The sequence below is a fragment of the Trichococcus collinsii genome (assembly GCF_900107505.1).
Lineage (GTDB): Bacteria > Bacillota > Bacilli > Lactobacillales > Aerococcaceae > Trichococcus > Trichococcus collinsii.
The window spans coordinates 553,830-574,123 of record NZ_FNQH01000003.1 but is presented as its reverse complement, the minus strand read 5'-3'; the positions used below and the strand labels follow the sequence as shown (position 1 = coordinate 574,123).

Genomic DNA, 20,294 nt, shown 5'->3' with positions numbered 1-20,294 from the left:
CCGGATGTTATCCCCCTCTTATGGGCAGGTTACCCACGTGTTACTCACCCGTCCGCCACTATCTTCTCAGTGGAAGCAAGCTTCCATAGAAAAGACCGTTCGACTTGCATGTATTAGGCACGCCGCCAGCGTTCGTCCTGAGCCAGGATCAAACTCTCATGTAAATGTGGACTCTTGTACAGAAATCCTACACGTTAAGCTGATTGCTCTTAATTTTTTGCTGACTTTATGTTTGCGATACAAAGTATCGTCTTCGTTTGCTTCGACCGAAGTCTAAGCTCCTTGCACATTTGGTTCGTTCATTCTTTATTCAGTTTTCAAAGGTCAATCGCGCATCACGTGTTACGTGATTGCTTATTCATATTATCACGGTCACCGCACCTTGTCAACAGTTTTTAAAATTAAATTTTTACCTGTCGGCCGGATGAATCAGCAACTTTCATATGATAACATCGTTTTATCTTGCTGTCAACAATGAATATTATCTTGCCGCTGCCTTACAAAAGACAACTTCATAATACTATCATCATTTCAAACCTGTGTCAAACAGATTTCAGAATAAAACGCATCGGATCACCGAGGAACTAAACTTTACCACAAAAATGTAAGCCTTGTCAACAGCATTACATCAGCATTACTACGGATCTGACATTTTGCGTGAAACCCGATTAATTTCCCAAATATAGGGCTATCTATGCTGAATTTCCCGAAAATCCTGCTGAAGCAGCGTGAGAAAATTAAAGAGGCAACCTCAAATTGCGAGGTTGCCTCACTTCATGCTTGTAGCACTAGTTCCTGTAATTTATCCGCCAACACTGTTGCTCCCGTTGGCATTTAAAGTTAACGTTAGTTTACATGATCTTCGTTCATGTGAGTCTTACAAACTTCCGGACTTCTTTTCCACTGAATGAGGAACATGGCCACAATATGAAGTTGTACAACTGAAGATTCATCAAACATTTAAACGGGGCATCTCGCCACTCACATTTAAACACGAATCTTCTTCGAGATAACATCTTAGGTTTACTCGCCTAAAATGTTTCTCACTCCTGAACCTTTATCCATCCTATTACGGTTTTAACTTCACAGGTTAAATCAATTTTTCTTAGTTTTTCAAGCTAATCTAAATCTTTTCTGCTGCTACGTTACTTTTTTCATTCAATCTGTCATGTTGAATCTTTTCTAGATTTTTCGGGTCTATACTTAAAGTCTCTACTCGATCATGAATGAAATTAAAACCATAAGATGCTAGAACTTCAATTGGTTCTATGTAAAGAATTCATTTTATACAGCCCTTTCGAGTTGTACACCCTTCCTTCTTTACACTGTAATAATAACATGGAAGCGCTTGCTTTGCAAGCAAATGTTGCCCATTTTTTAAATTATTCGAATCTTTTTTTGTATTCCTCCGAGTTTCTGGCGGACTATATGGCTGCAATTCCAGCGTCTGCATCTCCTCAGTCTATCCTCCGCTTCGATCCAAAATTATCCATACACTTTCATGGCAGTGCGGCTCTTCAGAAATGACAGAACGCAAATAAGGGCCACCTTCCAGCAGCCCCCAATTCAATCATAGCTTCATCTTGACGACGACAGCTTCCTTCACTTGCACCCATTCATCATTTAAGTAAACAGTTAGCCCCGGCCCTTCATCAACAGTGAGGATCACTTCTCCTTCGAGCACTTGCATATCAAGTAAACTGCCGCGAAAATTGATTTTGAAGTCATAGCCTTGCCAGTTTTTCGGAACGAATGGTTTAAAATGCAGGAAACCGCCTTTCACGCGCATTCCGGCAAAGCCTTGAACAATAGCCAACCAGGCACCGCTCATCGAAGTGATATGAAGCCCGTCATCCGTGTCATTATTATAATTATCCAGATCCAACCTAGCGGTACGCGCATACAATTCGACCGCTTTTTCTTCCTTTCCGAGCTCAGCAGCCAAAATAGCATGCACAGACGGCGACAAGGAAGATTCGTGCACAGTCATTGGTTCGTAAAAATCAAAATTGCGTCTCTTTTCTTCCATGCTGTATCGGTCATTCAGGAAATAGATGCTCTGCAGCACATCTGCCTGTTTGATGAACGGAGAGCGTAGAATCATATCCCATGACCAATGCTGATTTAATGGCCTTTCGCTCGGATCCAACGTATCGGCAGGACGGAGATCCTTATCAAGGAACGTGTCCTGCTGGATAAAAACCCCCAGTTCCTCATCGTACGGATAATACATCCGGGCAATGATATCTTTCCAGTGGTCAGTTTCCGATTCCGTCAGGCCGTGCTCTGCCCATTTCTCAGGGGACACTTTATTGAGCATGTCCAGCGTGTACTGCAGTGTCCACGTTGCCATATTATTGGTATGGTAATTGTTATTGACGTTATTTTCGTATTCATTCGGGCCAGTCACACCATGGATCATGTATTTTTGGTTACGTTTGGAAAAGTGGACCCTATCCGCCCAGAAACGGGAAATACCGACAAGGACGTCTATCCCGTTTTCCATGAGGAAGCTTTCATCTCCTGTATAGTTCGTATAGTTGTAGATGGCATGCGCGATCGCCCCGTTGCGATGGATTTCTTCGAATGTGATCTCCCATTCGTTGTGGCATTCGATTCCATTGAAAGTCACCATAGGATACAAAGCGCCTTTCAGCCCCTGCTGGCGAGCGTTGTGGAAAGCACCCGGCAACTGCTGATGACGGTAGCGCAACAACTGGCGGGTGACTTTCGGCTCGGCCACGGAAAGGTACATCGGCACCATGTATGCCTCCGTATCCCAATAGGTGGCGCCGCCGTATTTCTCGCCGGTGAAGCCTTTCGGACCGATGTTCAAGCGTTCATCTTCACCGTAATAGGTAGAAAAAAGTTGGAAAAGATTGAAGCGGATCCCTTGCTGGGCTTCGACATCTCCCATTATTTTCACGTCCGCTTTCGCCCATCTCGCTTCCCAAGCACGTTCATGCGCAGCGAGAAGCTGATCGTAGCCTTCCCCAGCTGCTTCACTGGCCATCTTTTTGGCGATGAATGCCTGCTCAGCATCCAAAATGTCCCGGCTAGTGATGACAGCGACATATTTGTCCAAAACAACCTTTTCACCCGCGGAAACGAGTCCTGAAAAAGTTTCTTCTACTAAAAGTCCACTTTCGTTGCTGCCAGTTTGTCTTAATCCGGAAACACGGTTGCTCATCGCCGCTGTGACCGTAAACTGATCGATCCCGAACGGATTCGGAATCGTTTTAACACTCAGGCTGACTGGTGCATCCAACGTACGGCCTGCTTCTTCCCAGAACATTTCCTCGTAATTCGCATCCTCATTCCTGACGTTCCCGTCCAGACGCGGATGGAATTCCAAATCAGCAGAACCTCTCAGTACTTCGGCCGTTAACCGCACAAGGCTAAGTTCCTTCTGGGAAATGCTGACAAAACGTTGGAAAGTGAATTTGATTTCTGCAGCACCACCTTCACTTCGCCAAATGAAGCTACGGTTCAAAACCCCCAGGCGCATGTCCAATTCCATGTGAAAATCTGCGACTGCTTGCTTTGCCAAATCAAGTGGTTCGCCATCGATGAGGACACCAACCGCAATGAAATTCATGGCGTTTATGACTTTCCCGAAATATTCCGGGTAGCCGTTCTTCCACCAGCCCACACGCGTTTTGTCGGGATACCAGACACCAGCCAAGTAAGTTCCTTCATGGGTATCGCCTGAATAGCCCTCCTCAAAATTGCCGCGCATTCCCATATAACCGTTGCCGATTGCAGTCAAGCTTTCCTGCAGCCGCTTTTCTTCTTTATTGAATGCTGCCGTCTTTATTTTCCATGGATCGATATCAAATAGTCTTTTCATTGACAATCCTTCTTTCCGAAATCAAATGTCGGTCCTTCGCGGAACCCGCATAAGGATGGTTACTTTGATAATTCCATTATCTCAATTCCCACTGCTCTTTTGCAAGCGCAATCACGGATAACGCTACTACATTCTTCACCTGATCCAAACCATTTTCCCTGCGAAATCAGACTTCCGTCAGCAGCGCTTCGCCATAGCTCTTGAACAATATTGGCAAACCTCGTGTCTCCAGCACGCCTTCCCGGACTTTGTACTCCTGTTCATCCAACAGATTCCGGTAAATACCATCCGGCAAATCGACACCAACCTTGGCGTCTTTCCCTTTCAAGCAGAATATGCCCGTCAGCCTTTCATTCCCTAACCGGTAATAGCCGATGACCGTCTCCGATCCAATGGCTGCCGTCAGGTCATAACTTCCGTTTCTAACGGCCGTTTCCCTTTTGAAACGTTGCAGCCGCTGCAGTAAGGGCGTCAGATCCTCCTCATGGTTCCACAAAATCGGATCTTTTTCGAACAGATCCGGCAGATGCGCTGTCCCGGTCTCCTGTCCGCCATAAAGCAGCAAGGTCCCTTTCTGGAAATAGGTAAAGGCCGTCCAATTCCGTAAACTGACGAGGTCTTCGATTTTCGCGCGGATGCGTGGGTGATCATGGTTCTCCAAGAAACGCAGTTTGACGTAATTCACGGGATAGATGCCATCTTGGAACAGAAGGACTTCGAGATAGTTTTTTAGGCTGATTTCTCCCCAGAAATAAGCCTGCTGGAAATCGTGCACATCATAGTCGTAGGTGATGTCGAAGGCTTCATACAATTCACCATCGGAATGGCCGATATTACCGCGGTCCCGATTCATCCTCAGAAAACTCGGGTGGACCGACTCGGCCAACCAGACGATGCCTTCTTTAACTTCCGCGACTTCTTTTCTGGCCCGGATCCAAAATTCCAAAGGCACGAGACTCGCCACGTCGCATCGGAAGCCGTCCACAAGCGACGCCCACTGCTTTAAGGTTTCAATTTGATAATCCCATAAATCCGGATGAGTATAGTCCAAGTCGACGATGTCGTACCATTCGCCGACTTTATTACCCATTTCGCCGTTCGGTCGGCGATAAAACCACTGTGGATGCTGTTCAACAAGTCTTGAATCCGGCGACGTGTGGTTATACACAACATCAATCATCACTTTCATGCCTAAATCATGGATCGCAAAAACCAGCGCTTTGAAGTCGTCCATCGTCCCGTACGCAGGATTGACAGCCCGATAGTCTTTGATGGCGTAGGGACTGCCTTCCACTCCTTTGCGCTTCGTTTCACCTATTGGATGGATCGGCATGAACCAGATGGTGTCCGCTCCTAGCCCCTTTATCCGTTGAAGATCCGGCATAAGTGCTGCAAAAGTCCCTTCAGGTGTATGGTTTCGCACATATATACAATAGATGATTTCATTCCGTAAGTTCAATAGTGTATCCTTCGCCATAATGATTCCCCTTAACTATTGTAATCAATCTGGAAAACAGCGGCCCCGTAAGGCGCTAGGTATAACGTTTCCCCATCGACCCAGTTCCCTTCATTTTGTAGCAAAATCTGGCGGTAACCGTGCTGTTCCAACGGGTGAAGCACAAATTCGCGCGGCTGATCCGTGACGTTACAAATGACCAAACCGACTTTTTTGTCTATCACGCGCTCATAGACAAAGAAATCATCGTGCGTGTCCCAGAGATGGTATTCCCCTTCGACGAACAGATCTGTTTTCTTCAGATCCAGTACTTTTCGGTAAAAATGCAGGATGCTGTCGAAGTCAGCTTCTTCTGCAGCTACGTTGTATTCCGGTTCGACGTTGACGCCGCTCCATGGGGCAACCGTCGAAAAACCAGCAAAAGCTGACTGATCCCACTGCATCGCACCTCGGCTAGCGTCTTTGGAGCTTTCCCGTAGATTGTAGAGTACCGACTCTTCGCTGTACCCCAAAGCAAGCGCATCCTTATAGAACGTTTGCGCTTCCGGTGAGCGGAAATTTTTGATGTCATTCAGATAAAGGTTCTTCATCCCAAGCTCTTCCCCGTTGAGGATGAATGGAATGCCCTTCTGGAGGTACATCAATGCTGCCAACATTTTCGCGCTGTTATCGCGGTAAAGAGTGTCGTCCCCGATCCGGGAAACGACCCGAGCCATATCGTGATTGTTCCAATAGAGCGTCGGCCCGCCGACGTCTGCCATGACTTTCTGCCACTCCTGCAGATTTTTCTTGAAGGCGCTGTACAGCAGCTTCGTCTTTTGCATATTCGAGGAAAGGCGCGGATCTTTTGATTTTTCATCCATCGTGAAATAACGGAAAGTGATGACCGTATCGCAACCACCAGCAACTGGATCCGTGTAGGAACGCGCCAACTCGACGGTGGCCGAGGCTGCCTCACCGACGATGAAGGTGTCCGGATAGCGTTCCCGCAAAGTAGAGGTGAAGAATTTCATATATTCATTGATTTTCGGCAGATTGGCATAATAGTTTTCAGCCAGTCCGATTTGTCCTTCATCCAGCCCCTCCACGTCCGGAAAACCTTCTTCCTTTTGCAGATGGATGAAAGCATCCAGTCGGAAACCGTCTACGCCCTTATCGAGCCAGAAAAAGGCGATGTCGACCATCGCGCGCCGCACTTCCGGATTGTCCCAATTCAGATCTGGCATTTCCTTCGCAAACAGATGAAAATAATATTGATCACCGAATGGTTCCTTTTCCCAGACAGTTCCCGTGAAAAACGATTCCCAGTTGTTAGGCAAATCCTGCCCGCCATTTTTGCCGTCCGCCCAGATGTAATAGTCTCGGTACGGATTGCCTTTCCCCTTTAAGGCTTCCTGAAACCACGGATGCTTTTCCGAAGTGTGGTTCATCACAAAATCAAAGATAACTTTGATGCCGCGTTTGTGCGCCTCTAGAATCAACTCTTCAACTTCTGCCATCGTCCCGAAAATCAGATCGATTTCCAGAAAATCTGAAATATCATACCCATTATCGACTTTCGGCGATTTGAAAATCGGATTCAGCCAAATCATATTGACGCCCAAATTTTGAATGTAATCCAAACGATTGATGACGCCGCGGATGTCCCCGACACCATCCCCGTTGGAGTCCTGAAAACTCATTGGATATACTTGATACACAATCAAACCATGCCACCATTCACGCACATTACCCATACCAAAAACCTCACTTTTATGATGTGAAAAGCGGAACGGGTTCGCTCAGCTCTTGTTAAGGAAACACTGTGACCTAAACGGTCAAGTGTATCATGCCTCTAAGCGATTGAAATCGCAAGAGTCATGACAATTTAGGAAATCGTGCCACGCAACGTTCCCTACGGTCACCTTGTACTGGGAGTCTAAGGGATGAATCCCTTAGACTCCCATGCAACTGAGCATCGTAGAGCGCAATATGCTGAGAGACTTCCTGCGTTAGCTAGTTAGTCGAACAGTATCCTTGGCTCGCAGAGACAAGGGGTTTTTTTCCTTTTTTCGAAGGGCTTACCCGTGAAGCTAGCCACCATTATTCGTTGTAATAATAACTACCCTAAGCTTACCCAAAGACCAGAATAAATACAAATTTAGGGTGTGATGATTCACGGTTATATACCCATTCATTGGAGTGCTTCATCATTTTCTGTACGATTCCCCCATTTCCTTGGTATAATGATAAAGTTAAAGTAATCAAACTAACTTACTCATCATCCAAAAGGAGTCCTCACTTATGAAAAAAACAATCGGATTTATTGGCAGCGGAAATATGGGCGGAGCCATCATCGGTGGGCTCGTCGGTTCTGCACTTGTTGCACCAAACCAAGTCGTCGTTTCCAGCCAAGATAACGAAAGTCTGCAAGCCTTGAAAGAGCAACATGGCATCCGCATCGCAGCCGAAAACAGCCAAGTTGCAGCTGAATCGGATATCCTCTTCTTGGCCGTCAAACCGAATATCTACAATATCGTCATCGACGAAATCAAAACAGCCATCAAAGAAAATGCCGTAGTCGTTACGATTGCAGCCGGCAAAAGCTTAAGTGACATTGAAGAGCGCTTCGGCCGCAAAGTCAAAGTAGTCCGTGCCATGCCGAACACACCTGCTTTGGTCGGTGAAGGTATGACCGGCATCTGCGCCAACGAAGTGGTGAACGTCGCAGAGCTGACGGACGTCAAAAATATTTTCGATAGCTTCGGCCGCAGCGAAATGGTTGCGGAATACATGATGGATGCAGTTACAGGCGTCAGCGGGTCATCTCCGGCCTTAGTTTTCATGTTCATCGAATCTTTGGCCGATGGTGCAGTTCGCGGCGGTATGCCTCGCCAACAAGCCTACAAATTTGCAGCACAGGCAGTACTTGGTTCCGCAAAAATGGTGTTGGAAACCGGCAAACACCCAGGCGAACTTAAGGATATGGTCTGCTCTCCGGGCGGAACGACAATAGAAGCCGTTGCGGAATTGGAAAAAAATGGATTCCGATCAGCTGTCATTTCGGCAGTCCAGACAACCATCGATAAATCTATCGCTATGAGCAAACCGAAAGAGAACTAAATCTAACCAAAATGAACCTCCTGAGCGCGTGTAACAGCTCAGGAGGTTCATTTTGCTTATAAAAAAGTTCTACCCCACAATCGCGGAGTAAGAGCTCTTAGATATAAAATTGTTAATGATGGTGATGATGGCCGGCAGCTTCGGCTCCGTCATCAATGTCTTCTTTTTGAACCCCTTTTTCCTGACACTCAGGACAGATGCCGTAGACTTCCATGCGGTGATGGCTGACTTGGAAACCGGTCAAATTCTCGGCGACCATCTCCACATCATCCAATACCGGATAATAAAGATCGACTATTTTTCCGCAACTTTCGCAGATGGCGTGATAATGCTGCGTATTGCTGAAGTCAAAACGGCTCGAAGCATCTCCATAAGCCAGTTCCTTCACGAAACCAATTTTTACAAAAAGTCTCAAATTGTTGTAAACAGTAGCTGCGCTCATGTTCGGAAAGCGATCGGCCAATGCTTTGTAAATATCATCCGCTGTCGGATGCATCTTGGACTCGACCAAATATTCCAAAATCGCGTAACGTTGTGGTGTGATTCGGATATTTGCATTTTTCATTTTTTCGATTGAATCATTTACGACTGTGCGGTTCATGGTATATCCCCCCCTCTTCTGGAATCACTTGTATATGATAGTCATTATAATTTACATTTAGCTGAATTCATCATATATCGATTTGCTAAAAATAGCAATACATAAGCCCCTAACATTCACAAAAAAATACTTACGTTTTATTATCTCGCCGCAGATGATAGCGGATGCAAGGTAGCGCTTGACTTAGGATACTTTCATCCAATCTTTACACCGGCTCCGGATTGGTATATCCTTAACTTGAATCAATCTGTTTAACCACATACACAAATTATTGACATGGAGCTGAAACTTATGAAACTTGGCGCCCGCACCTTTAAAACGGGTCTTGCCGTCGCATTATCAATGATCGTCGCCCAATTCTTTGGATTCGAAGGCGGAGGCGTCATTGCCGGCATCGCAGCCATCTATTCCACACAGCCCTCACTTGGCCGTTCTTATGCAAATCTGAAAAATCGGATGATGGCCAACACGATCGGCGGTTTGGTCGCGGTCTTTGTCGTGATGACTTTGGGATATAACATCTATCTGCTCGGCATTTCGGTCATGCTGTTGATTGCTATCCTGAATGCACTAAAACTCGAAGACGTGATTGGGCTGTCGATTGTTACATTGATTGTCATCATGGTCGGTACAGATGACAATTTGTTGTTAAGTGCAACCTACCGCGTATTGGAAACATTCGTTGGCGTCATCATTGCCTTTTTGGTCAATACATTCATTGCTCCTCCGCGATACGACGAACGCTTGTACCATACTGTGGACTATGCTACTACCGAGTTCCTGATTTGGATCCGCGCCGGATTGCGCAAAAATACCGAATATTCCATCATGAACAACGATCTGAAATGGGCACGCACCCAACTCAAAAAAATGGACAATCTTTATCAATACTTGACCGAAAGTGGTCTGTTCAACAAACAAAATAAATATCAAAATAAAAAGATGCTGGTCGTCTACCGCAAAATGATCCATACGACCCGTTCCGCTTTCCATGTCCTCGAAGTTCTGCATGATTACGAAAATGTTTTCTATCAGTTCCCTGTCGAAATGCGCATTATGATCCGCGAACGCTTGGAAACCTTAATGAGCGGTCATGAACAGATCATGCTGAAATTCAGCGGACGCGTTCGGGCCAATCAAGTCAATTTCTTTGAAGCCGATAAGGCCCAGCGCCACGAAATGATGGACGTCTTTTTCCAGCGCGCCCAAGAAGAAAGTGATTTCGGCAAATACAGCAGTTCCGAAAGTTACGGCATCATTCATCTGATGAGTGCCATTCTGGCATACGAAGACGATCTGGTCCACTTCAACAAATTGGTCCGCAGCTACAAAGCAACGCCGGGCAATAAATCCAAGAACATTAACAATATCGAAGACATCATCCACTGACCTGTCGTTACGGCTTGTCGGCGACAGCAAAAAGAGGCACGCAATCGACCAGAAATTACTCTTGGTCGCTTGCGCGCCTCTTTTTATATATTCCGAAAATATTTTATGAGTCTAGCTTTGGAAAGCCCATTTCTCAATAGCATGGGCCACGCCATCTTCTTCGTTGGATAAGGTGATTTCATTGGCAATACTCTTCAGATTGTCGGTTCCGTTGGACATCACAACACCCAGACCGGCAACTTGGATCATTTCGTAATCGTTCTCGCCGTCACCCAGCGCCATCACTTCTTCCATCGCGATTCCCAAATGGTCTGCCAATTTCGTCAATGCGGTCCCTTTGTTCGAGTTCTTCTCCATCACTTCCATGAGAAAATCCTGGCTGCGGACGATATAAAAGTCATCCCGCATCTTGTCGGGAATGGCCGAATCGATGACATCCACCTCATTCGGTTCGCCGATGTAGAGGATCTTCATCAAACCCATCTCTTCGGTCACCGCATTGGGATCCAATACACTGATATCCATATTGACGAGGGTCGCATCCTTCTGCATCGATTCCGTCACTTCATCCTCCAAGCTGTAATAATGGTGTTCCCCCACCAAGAGCGTACCCGCTGAAAAACCCTTTCCGAAGTCGTAAATTTCCTGCACTTCAGCTCGCGTCAGCGTCTTTTTGTAGACTGTTTCGTCAGTATCCGCCCGCAGAATATAGGCGCCATTCTGCGCGATGATGTAGTCCTCATGCTCTCCGAATCCCAGTTCATCCGCGTAAGGTTTGATCCCCGCGGGTGGTCGGCCAGTGCAGAGAACGATTTTGATACCTTGGCGCATTGCCTGTTGAATCGTTTCTTTGACCTTTTGCGTCATTACTTTCTGTTCATTGACCAATGTGCCGTCGATATCGATCGCTATCATTTTTATCATTTGTATACCTCACCTCATCATTATCGTGCAACATCCTACTTTGTATATTGTACCAAAAATTGCTTCGGGATGTGACAATCTTGCATTAGATGGAATAAAAAAACGGTCGTCCCAAATGAGACGACCGCCCGGACTACCATCATTTATTCTTCACAAGCACTGTAACGGATAAGTATTCCACCCGGATGCGGGATAGTCCTTCAATCATTCTCGGTTCATCCAAGTTCGTTTTCCCATCCTCAATCAACACTCTGTAGTCCCCAACTTCGACATCAAAATCGATTGCATTCGTCTGACCATTGAAGATGACGTAGTATAATTTTTCCGTATCTTCGAGCTGGTAGACAACAATCTGATAATCTGCTTTCAGGATATTCATGTGCCCCATGACATCATCAATTGTTTGCAAGCGGAATAACGGCTCCCGTTTGCGCAATGCAATCAAACCTTTCATGTATTCCACAGCCTGTTTCATCTCAAAACGACGATGCCAATCCATTCGGTTTATCGAATCCGGCGCATTGTAGCTATTCTCCAACCCATTCTTCGTACGCATAAACTCTTGTCCTGCATGGATGAACGGAATGCCTTGACTCAACAATACAAAGCTACTTGCCAAAAGGTGACGTCGCACACGTGAATCTTCTTCATCCCACGGCAACGAGATCTTCAATTTATCATAAAGCGTCAGATTGTCGTGCGCCTCCACATATTGAACAATTTGACCAGGCGTCTTGTAATTACCTCTGCAAGCGGGATAATACGCCCCTCCTTGCAGATTCGTGGCGATCCAGCCTTCCATGAACGGTTTCCCAGTGACAAACCCGGTATCGTTCCCGCTATTGAAGTCAGAACCTTTGATTGCTTCACGCAATGCATCATTAAAATGAGCCACGCCAGGCATGCGGTCCGCATTTTGTTGGACAGCCTTTTCGGAAGGAGGCAGATTGGTGTTCAGATTCCACCCCTCACCAAGCATAATGATGGAAGGGTCAATTTTATCCAATGCGACACGGATTTCGTTCATCGTTTCGATATCGTGGATTCCCATCAAATCAAAGCGGAATCCGTCCATATGAAAGTTCTTCGCCCAATAGGTGATACTGTCGATAATGTATTTGCGCATCATATAACGCTCCGAAGCAGTGTCGTTACCCACACCCGTTCCATTGGAGAGCGTTCCATCAGCATTTTTCCGGAAATAATAACCAGGCACAGTCTTCTCCAAAGCATGCCGTTTCGGTAAATAAACATGATTGTAAACGACATCCATGATAACGCGAATCCCAGCATCATGCAACCCTTGGATCATTTCCTTCATCTCGAGGATGCGCACTTCCGGTTGATAAGGATTAGTCGCGTAGGATCCTTCCGGAACATTGAAGTTCTGCGGATCATAGCCCCAGTTGTATTGTTCCAACGGTTTCAACTCGTTGACTGTGGAAAAATCTGCCATCGGCAAAAATTGGACATGGGTCACACCTAGTTCCGTAAGGTAGTCCAGCCCTGTCTTGTCGCCATCCACGGAGAAAGTCCCTTCCTCGACAACTCCCAGGAATTTGCCTTTGTTTGTAACCCCGCTTGTTGGGGAAATCGTGAAGTCACGAATATGTAATTCATAAATAATGGCGTCGACTGGTGAAGCGATCGGCTCCAATCGAGCTCCCCATCTTTTCGGATTTGTGTTGGCTGCATCCAAAATGACTGAACGCTCTCCGTTTGCTGTGGTCGCGTAACTATAAGGGTCAACCGTCTCGACGACTTTGCCATCGGGAAAAGTAATCGCATATTTATAGGCAGTGCCCGCATAGTTCCCAATCATAATAAGTTCGTGAGTTCCTCTTCCGCCCTTCCCCATCGTGTGTCTTTTTTCCTCTTTGCGATACAGACTTTCATAAACAACTACTTCTACGCTGAGCGCAGTCGGAGCCCATAACCGAAGAATAGTCCGCTGCGGTGTATAGATTGCTCCCAATTCTCCATCAAATGAATACTTTTTATCAAAAACAGGCGACTGCACGAATTGCTCTAGTCGATCATCTAAATTATCCAAGTTATCTTGATAATAAGTAGTCGATAGAACGTCAGTCCGTTTCCGTTCATCAACTTGTATGTACATGATATTACCTCCAAAAATCTCTTTGCTAATGAAATTGCGTTTATGCGGATGGCTATCGTGCGGCGGTCTCCAAATTTGCCTGCATATTTGTGAAATACATAGCTTCGGACCTACACAGAACCCCTCTTGTAAAAACGCTTACATATTTTGATTACGCCATAATTATACACCAGAAACTCTATAATATCAATATTCCAAAGAGATTATCAACAAGCAAGAACAATAATGTATTTGTGTTATCGACACTAAAGTAGTTTGTGAAATTAAAATTGAATCCGGTTATCTTATCTGCTATATTGTGGGCAAAAATAGAAAAAAACACTGAAAAAGCCCACATTTACCGGACAATCCGGTAAATGTGGGCTTTATATTCCGTGATTTATTTGTGAAAATTGCATGTGAACCAACCATGGTCATGTCAGCATAAGAACCAGACACTCACCGGTTAGTTGGATGTAGTGCCATTGGTTTCCATATTTGTACTTGTCTCAGTATCATCGGTGTTCGCATCAGTAGCTGTGGAATTTGATGTATTCGGCAAAGTATCATTTATAATTGGTTCCACATAAGGTGCAACGTATGTCGGTTCTTCATAAACAGGCTCCTCGTAGACTGTCTCTTCGCTGACAGCCTCTTCGATTACAGTGACAGGCGCTACAGGCACGACTAAAGTTGGTGCAATCGGTGTGTAGGCGGGTTTCTCGCCTTCCACGTATAAACCAGCAGTCGTATTGATCATTCTGATCCGCAGGCTATTCGCGAACATTTCACCGTACAGCTGTTGTCCCGCTTCATTCAATTCCAAACCGGCCGCATCCATAAAGTTGGCCAACGTTTCGCCGCGGTTCGTCAACTCAGCAAAAAAATCAGCATGCAGGTCGTATAACGGAACAGTGAGAGCAGCGTTCTCTTCCACCAGATTATTGGTATAGTTCCTATAATCCAAGGCACGTGAATTCCAATCAGCCACTTTAGCTTCTGCCGGAGGCGGTGTTACCAACACGATCAGCGCGTCAGGCAAAGCTGATCTGATTTCATCATAAATTTTATAGATGTTTTGAGTCGAATCGGCCAAACTGATATCCACCACTTGGTCGATTTTAGCCGGAATGGTGTAAAAAATCACATCTGGACTGCTTGCGACCATTTCCTGAACATACTGGCTACTCAGATAAACCGAGCTGCTGTCGGAAGGATGGCTGAAGAACGAAGTAGTCAGATTCTCAAGTGGAAAATCGGCTTGGATGCCAGTGATGGCAGCCTTGGCCCAGACCGCGTCGGATGCGACGTCCCCGAAGAAGGCGACGTTGACTTCCTTCGTATGATGATGAACATACTGCAGATAATCGACAACAGAAGCACTGCTTCGGTTCTCAGCAAATGCTGCCAAGAACTGCGCATACGCTTCTGATGTATCGCTCTCGGCGACTGTCGACTCCTGAGAGGAAACCACTTCGGAAACCGTTTCAGTCTGTTTTTCTCCCTCATTCAATAAGGCCTCTTTTTTACCGGCCGCGTATTTATATCCAAAAAGAACAATGGCAATCGTAAGGATACCCAAGATGGAAACTAGCACTATTTCCTTTTTTTTCATTCTGACTCCTCCAATATTTTAAAGATATTTCAAATATTGACTCTATATTACAGATATATTTATCATAATATAACGGTTGTATTAATGCACGGTATTTTTTCGGGCAGGCGGATATTTCGATAAAAAACCAGCCGATCATGAAGCTCGACTGGTTTTTTATAATTTGGATTCATCACGAGTTTTGCTGATTATGCGACAGCTGACAATACCGCTCATACCATAAGTCGACGTATTCTTTGGAAAATGGACCCTTTTCTTCGTTGATCCAGCTCACCAAAATCTTTACGTTCTCTTTCAGGATATGATCGATCTCTTTTGGGTAATTCATGCGATTGCGATGCAATTCATACTCATCTACATCAAGCAAACGTTTTTCACCATCAGGAAAAACTTTAATATCCAGGTCATAATCGATGTACTTCAATGCTTCCTGGTCGATCGCATACGGCGATGCCAGATTGCAATAGTAGGAGACACCCTTTTGGCGGATCATGGTGACGATGTTGAACCAATAATGTTTATGGTAATACAACAATGCAGGCTCTCTGGTGACCCAGCGACGCCCATCTGCTTCCGTTACTAAGGTGTGATCGTTACAGCCGATTATGGATTGGTCACTAGTTTTTAATACCATGGTGTCACGCCACGTTCGATGCAGGCTGCCGTCATGCTTATAACTCTTTATGGTGATGAATTCTCCCTCCCGAGGATTATGCATCACGGTGCCCAACTTTCTACAACTATTTGAGTCCTCGCCGGAAATCATTTCGACGGAACTCTCAACTTTCAGTTCATTGAATAGTATATCATAGAATGGAAATAGATTGCGAAATTTTAGCCATTACAGGCCAAATTCTTTTCGGGTCTGTTTTTGGAATTGTTGCCACATTTTTTGCTGCGGCACCGGGAAGGCGTAATCGGCAAAAGCTTCTTCGCTGACCCATCTGCACTGCGCTGGTAATTCGCTTTCGGCGTTCGTCAGCACGCGCCCGTAATAACCAGTGATATGCCATTTGATGTGACTGAATACATGGTTGACCGATCCAGTTTCTGCCTTCAGCCAGATAGGTTTCAAGCCGTATTTTTCAGCTATAGCCTCTGAAAGCTGGGCCTCAATCTGGGTAAAGGACGGCAGCTTTTTATCAGCGTTTGTTGATGATTCTGTCAGCTTCGGGAAATCCTCTGCGACCAGCAATTCAGTCTGGATGCTGGTAGGTTTAATTGTTGCATCCACCAATCCGGGAATCGTATCGAGATCCAGCTGGATTAACGGAAACGTCCAAAAATCAGCTAGAAGGCCGCTGTTCGGGCGCTTCTCCAAAAGGAACTGCTTCTCCCTGTTCTGCAGGATGACACCCTGCAGGTTCATGGGCACCGGCCTTTTCGCTTTGCTCTTGACTGGATAAAGGTGCATCGTTCCGTTTTTGTATGCGGCATTGAATGCCTTGATGGGGCTGATTTCAGGCTGCGGATTAAGCGGCGAACAGATGCTCGAGCCCAAATCCATCAATGCTTGGTTAAAATCGCCCGGTCGCTCCGGATCAATCAGTTCGCGCACGACCGCTTCAAAAATTTTTCGGCTGGCTGGTTTGGCAATATCGGCATCGATTTCGAATAATCGGCTCATGACGCGCATGACGTTGCCGTCAACTGCCGGCTCCGGTATCTGGAAAGCAATGCTGGAAACGGCACCGGCTGTATAGGGACCAATTCCCTTCAGCTTCGCAATTTCTTGTGGATCCTTCGGGAAAATCCCACCGTATTCAGCTATGATCTGTTGCGCAGCCTTTTGCATATTCTTGACACGGGAATAATAACCGAGCCCCTCCCAAGCTTTCAGGATCGCGTCTTCAGGTGCAGCCGCCAACGTTGCGATATCGGGAAATTTATCCAGGAAATTGTGATAATACGGGATCACTGTGTCCACCCGTGTCTGCTGCAGCATGATTTCCGATACCCAGATGCTGTAGGGATCGCTCGTCCGGCGCCAGGGTAGGTCACGTTTCTCTTTGTCATACCAATCCAATAGGGCCTTGCGGAAGGCTTTTATTTTCTCCGCCGGCCACATTTCAATGCCTACTGCTTTAAATATTTTTTCGTGTTCCAAATTTGTCATTATTCAGCTTCCTGTTCCTTTTCTTCGATATAGGCGGAGATCAGTTCTCCAGGGTAACCTTTTTGGTAAAGTCCGGATCTCACTTTTTGATGCAACTCACGGCCTTTTGCTTTTCGCTCATACCGGCGCCAAAGTTTGTCGCCTTGCATCCGCAGTGCGGACATTTCATCCTCTTCCTCTTTTTCCGTTTCAATCTCTCCCATTACTTCCAGGACGATATCGGAAGGATAGCCCTTTTGATGCAGATAGAGTCGGATCTTCGAAGCCGCTTCATGCGAAGAAACACGACTTTGTTTGCGGAGTTGCTTCTCAGCGATCGTTTGGGCATTTTCAAGCTGCAGTTCACGCGGATATTGTTTCAGAGAAAAGGCAATATCTTCTTCAGACAAGCCTTTTCCTTTCAGTTCGTTGGCGATGAGCTGCGGTCCCTTCAGGTTCAGGTTCGCCGCCGTACGCGTATAACTTTCGCCATAGCTGCGGTCATTGACGTAATTCTGATCCACCAACCGCGTTAGCGCACGTTCGATTGCGTCCGGACTGATCTCTTCTTCATTCAGTTTTTTGCGGACTTCTTTCTCGCTGCGCAGACTGTAGGACAAATAATTGACGGCTGTCGTGTAAGCCATGTAATCGTAATTTTCCTTCTCGATCTCTGCGCTGCGTTCTTTCGTAAGCGTCATGCCTTTATGCAAGCCAACCTTGATGAGTACGGCTTCCGATATCGGAAAGGAGTACTCTCCGTCAATAAAGACATTGAAGCGGTCCTTGCGTTTTTTCTGGACAGTTATTTTTGTGACGACAGGCAATTTTTCAGCCTGTTCTTCAGTATGATCCATTATTTACTTCCTTTCGGCGAATCTCTCTTGTTATTATACATGCAAAACACAAAAGGAACAAAACGTATGTTCGAATTATTTAGATGAGTAACTCTCAACTATCCATCCTATTAGATTATTCCTGCCAAAGAAACCAACGGCTGCCCCATAATGGGGCAGCCGTTGGTTTCTTTATCAGTTATAGAGCTGGTTTCGTTTTATCCGTCTCTTCATAGTCAGGTTCGATATCTTCCGCATCTTCACCGGTTTCAGCAACAACCGTGTCGCCTCCGAACGGGTCTTTGGAAAACTGTTCCTTCTCCTCATCCATTTGAGGTAGGGAATCGTCTTTGTCGAACTGCATCTCCGGCAAAAGCTGACTGTCTTCCGCCATCGCAGGATCCGCTACCACTTCCGCTTCGATCGGTTGGCCGGTGATGTCGTCGGTCACATCAGCAGGCTGAGTCGGCTGTGCAGTTGCAACATCGGTCCTTTCCAGTTTTTTGGTGGCTTCAATGGAATGGGCCGGCACATCGCCGACTTCTTCGCTGTCTGCAGATGTCCAATCCGGTTTCGAGGCAGTGACTGGTGCTACAGGGACGATTTTTTCATCAGGCAAAATGCCATCACGCACAAGAAATTCTGCATGTTCATCATTGACCGGAGCCGCATCGTCAATCAAAAGCAGCAATTCCCCATCATCCAATGCATCCTCAAAGCGCTCATATGTATCCTCATCAATGCCGTAGCGTTCAAAAATCGTTTCTTCCTCTTCTTCATCCAAATCCACGGTAAAGAATTTTACAATCTTATCCCATAAAGAATCTTCCTCGCGATCCTCACCGGTTATGATAACCTGCACTGCGGTCTCCTCCGTGATGTAATTGCTCTTGCCGTTGCGGGTGATGACCAGCAGTTGCTCAGGCGCATAGCCCTCATGCTTAATCAAATGCGTAATTTCATCGATAATCATTTCCTGATTAGCAAAGGTACCTTCGATTCTCTTGTCCATAACGATTCCTCCCATTACTGCAGATTTGTTCTTTGCATTCATTGTAAAATACTTCCACCTGAATCACAAATAATAGCCATTTTTCTCAACCGGCAAATCAGCATTCGAAACAATTGGCTAGCGGACCGCGTTCCTGAGATGAGGCAAATCAGAATAAAGATTTTCCCTCAAGAGCTGCAGCGCTTCGTCCGTTACCGGATTGTCCCGCAACGACGGATGCTTCAAAGCTGTCTCGGCAAAGGAAAACTGAAAAATCCGGATGTAATCTTCCATCGAAATCATTGAAATGCGATCGGTGTGCGCATGAAAAGCATTCCCCAACAGATTGTTCTCGCGTTCTTCTTTCCTCCCCTCGACATAATCAAAATTTCTTAAAACATTGCGCAAAAGGTGCTCTTGGCGATGGATAGTCTGGCCAGCCTGTTTGACCTTATCAGCAAAAAATTGTGAGCGCACCGGAAGCTGGAAAACATGCTGATTCTCACAATGGATTTCCACCCCTTTTTCCCCTTTCAGAGCCCGATAGTGCTGCACCTTCGAAAGGTTGACCCACGAACTCTGCCTGCGGGTCGGTCCGCTCAACGGCAAAAAACTGTATCTCCCGAGAATATAAGGAACGCAATGGCCCTCTTTCCCATTGACTCGCGTCGAAATCCCCCGAATGAAATCATAACTGAACCCGATCAATTCAAAAAATGAGCGTATCACATTATTGCTGCTTTCGCGCGTTTTGATGAGGCGACCGTCCTTGAAAAAAATGAGCGTTCTGAAATTAGTCCTGTGCAATTGCGGGTCTAGGCTTAGCAAGTAAAGGAAGCTATTGTCCAGCACAAACCGGTCCAAATCCCAAGCCTGCTCCAAATAGGTCTGGATACTTTCCGGATCAAGCAGGACAAGGAATGGCTCCAGCGCATCTTTTGTCTGGCTGCTCTGCGTAAACGTTTCCTCCAACGAGGTGCGCAGATGCGAAATGATAGTATCCAATGTTGCTGGATCAAGTATTTTGCCTATATCTTTGCTTGCCACCGAATCGTTCCTAGAATGCCCAGCAAGTATTTCTGCCTTGGACATCCCGGCAATTGGCTTGCTGGATTTTTCGATTGATTGTTGGGACACTTTTTGATTCGACCCTTTCCGAGATTTGCAAACTACTTTCTTTTCCATAAAATCCCCCCAAATAGGAATGTCTAATAAAAATATATACTATTTCCCATCAGAATGATATAAAAACGCTTACATATCTTCCGTTATCGCTACAAAAATAGCCGCAATTTTGATTTGAGTCACTTTTGTCACGTTTATTGCCATATTTGCCG

14 protein-coding genes and 1 rRNA gene are annotated in these 20,294 nt (G+C 45.9%); 2 read left to right on the top strand and 13 right to left on the bottom strand.

The window, feature by feature from the left end; genetic code table 11:
- The 4 genes from BLV66_RS10120 to BLV66_RS10105 form a co-directional block, all read right to left on the bottom strand.
- Nucleotides 1-164: ribosomal RNA gene (locus tag BLV66_RS10120) — 16S ribosomal RNA — on the bottom strand; the annotation flags it as partial.
- 1,406 nt (nucleotides 165-1,570) lie between these two features.
- Nucleotides 1,571-3,850: a glycoside hydrolase family 65 protein gene (locus BLV66_RS10115; RefSeq protein ID WP_086985973.1), complete on the bottom strand. Its 2,280-nt coding sequence runs from the start codon at nucleotides 3,848-3,850 to the stop codon at nucleotides 1,571-1,573.
- 166 nt (nucleotides 3,851-4,016) lie between these two features.
- Nucleotides 4,017-5,327: an alpha-amylase family glycosyl hydrolase gene (locus BLV66_RS10110; protein ID WP_086985972.1), complete on the bottom strand. Its 1,311-nt coding sequence runs from the start codon at nucleotides 5,325-5,327 to the stop codon at nucleotides 4,017-4,019.
- An 11-nt stretch (nucleotides 5,328-5,338) separates the two neighbouring features.
- Nucleotides 5,339-7,042: an alpha-glucosidase gene (locus BLV66_RS10105; protein ID WP_086985971.1), complete on the bottom strand. Its 1,704-nt coding sequence runs from the start codon at nucleotides 7,040-7,042 to the stop codon at nucleotides 5,339-5,341.
- Between the two features lie 547 nt (nucleotides 7,043-7,589).
- On the opposite strand from BLV66_RS10105, the gene proC reads away from it, so the two are divergent.
- Nucleotides 7,590-8,408, top strand: coding sequence for a pyrroline-5-carboxylate reductase (proC, locus tag BLV66_RS10100; protein ID WP_086985970.1), 819 nt, complete (start codon nucleotides 7,590-7,592; stop codon nucleotides 8,406-8,408).
- Between the two features lie 112 nt (nucleotides 8,409-8,520).
- Here proC and perR read toward each other — a convergent pair whose 3' ends face one another.
- Complete coding sequence (gene perR, locus BLV66_RS10095; protein WP_086985969.1) at nucleotides 8,521-9,009, bottom strand: peroxide-responsive transcriptional repressor PerR; 489 nt, start codon at nucleotides 9,007-9,009, stop codon at nucleotides 8,521-8,523.
- A gap of 291 nt (nucleotides 9,010-9,300) precedes the next feature.
- On the opposite strand from perR, the gene BLV66_RS10090 reads away from it, so the two are divergent.
- Nucleotides 9,301-10,398, top strand: coding sequence for an FUSC family protein (locus BLV66_RS10090; RefSeq protein WP_176974218.1), 1,098 nt, complete (start codon nucleotides 9,301-9,303; stop codon nucleotides 10,396-10,398).
- A 111-nt stretch (nucleotides 10,399-10,509) separates the two neighbouring features.
- Here the strand turns inward: BLV66_RS10090 and BLV66_RS10085 are convergent, their stop codons facing one another.
- The 8 genes from BLV66_RS10085 to BLV66_RS10050 form a co-directional block, all read right to left on the bottom strand.
- Nucleotides 10,510-11,322: a Cof-type HAD-IIB family hydrolase gene (locus BLV66_RS10085; RefSeq protein ID WP_086985967.1), complete on the bottom strand. Its 813-nt coding sequence runs from the start codon at nucleotides 11,320-11,322 to the stop codon at nucleotides 10,510-10,512.
- 139 nt (nucleotides 11,323-11,461) lie between these two features.
- The gene (gene pulA, locus BLV66_RS10080) at nucleotides 11,462-13,441 is read right to left on the bottom strand and encodes a type I pullulanase (protein WP_086985966.1); all 1,980 of its coding nucleotides are present in this window, start codon (nucleotides 13,439-13,441) and stop codon (nucleotides 11,462-11,464) included.
- A gap of 445 nt (nucleotides 13,442-13,886) precedes the next feature.
- Nucleotides 13,887-15,035, bottom strand: a complete 1,149-nt coding sequence (locus tag BLV66_RS10075) for an SGNH/GDSL hydrolase family protein (RefSeq protein ID WP_086985965.1) — start codon at nucleotides 15,033-15,035, stop codon at nucleotides 13,887-13,889.
- A 172-nt stretch (nucleotides 15,036-15,207) separates the two neighbouring features.
- A complete protein-coding gene (ntdP, locus tag BLV66_RS10070) occupies nucleotides 15,208-15,753 on the bottom strand; it encodes a nucleoside tri-diphosphate phosphatase (RefSeq protein WP_086985964.1) in 546 nt (181 codons plus the stop codon).
- A gap of 123 nt (nucleotides 15,754-15,876) precedes the next feature.
- Complete coding sequence (gene mutY / locus BLV66_RS10065) at nucleotides 15,877-17,151, bottom strand: A/G-specific adenine glycosylase (protein WP_245826670.1); 1,275 nt, start codon at nucleotides 17,149-17,151, stop codon at nucleotides 15,877-15,879.
- The gene (recX, locus tag BLV66_RS10060; protein WP_086985963.1) at nucleotides 17,151-17,987 is read right to left on the bottom strand and encodes a recombination regulator RecX; all 837 of its coding nucleotides are present in this window, start codon (nucleotides 17,985-17,987) and stop codon (nucleotides 17,151-17,153) included. Before recX ends, mutY begins: the two co-directional genes overlap by 1 nt.
- A gap of 178 nt (nucleotides 17,988-18,165) precedes the next feature.
- Nucleotides 18,166-18,978, bottom strand: a complete 813-nt coding sequence (locus BLV66_RS10055) for a general stress protein (protein ID WP_176974217.1) — start codon at nucleotides 18,976-18,978, stop codon at nucleotides 18,166-18,168.
- A gap of 117 nt (nucleotides 18,979-19,095) precedes the next feature.
- A complete protein-coding gene (locus tag BLV66_RS10050) occupies nucleotides 19,096-20,142 on the bottom strand; it encodes a competence protein ComK (protein ID WP_086985961.1) in 1,047 nt (348 codons plus the stop codon).
- Nucleotides 20,143-20,294: the final 152 nt, after the last annotated feature.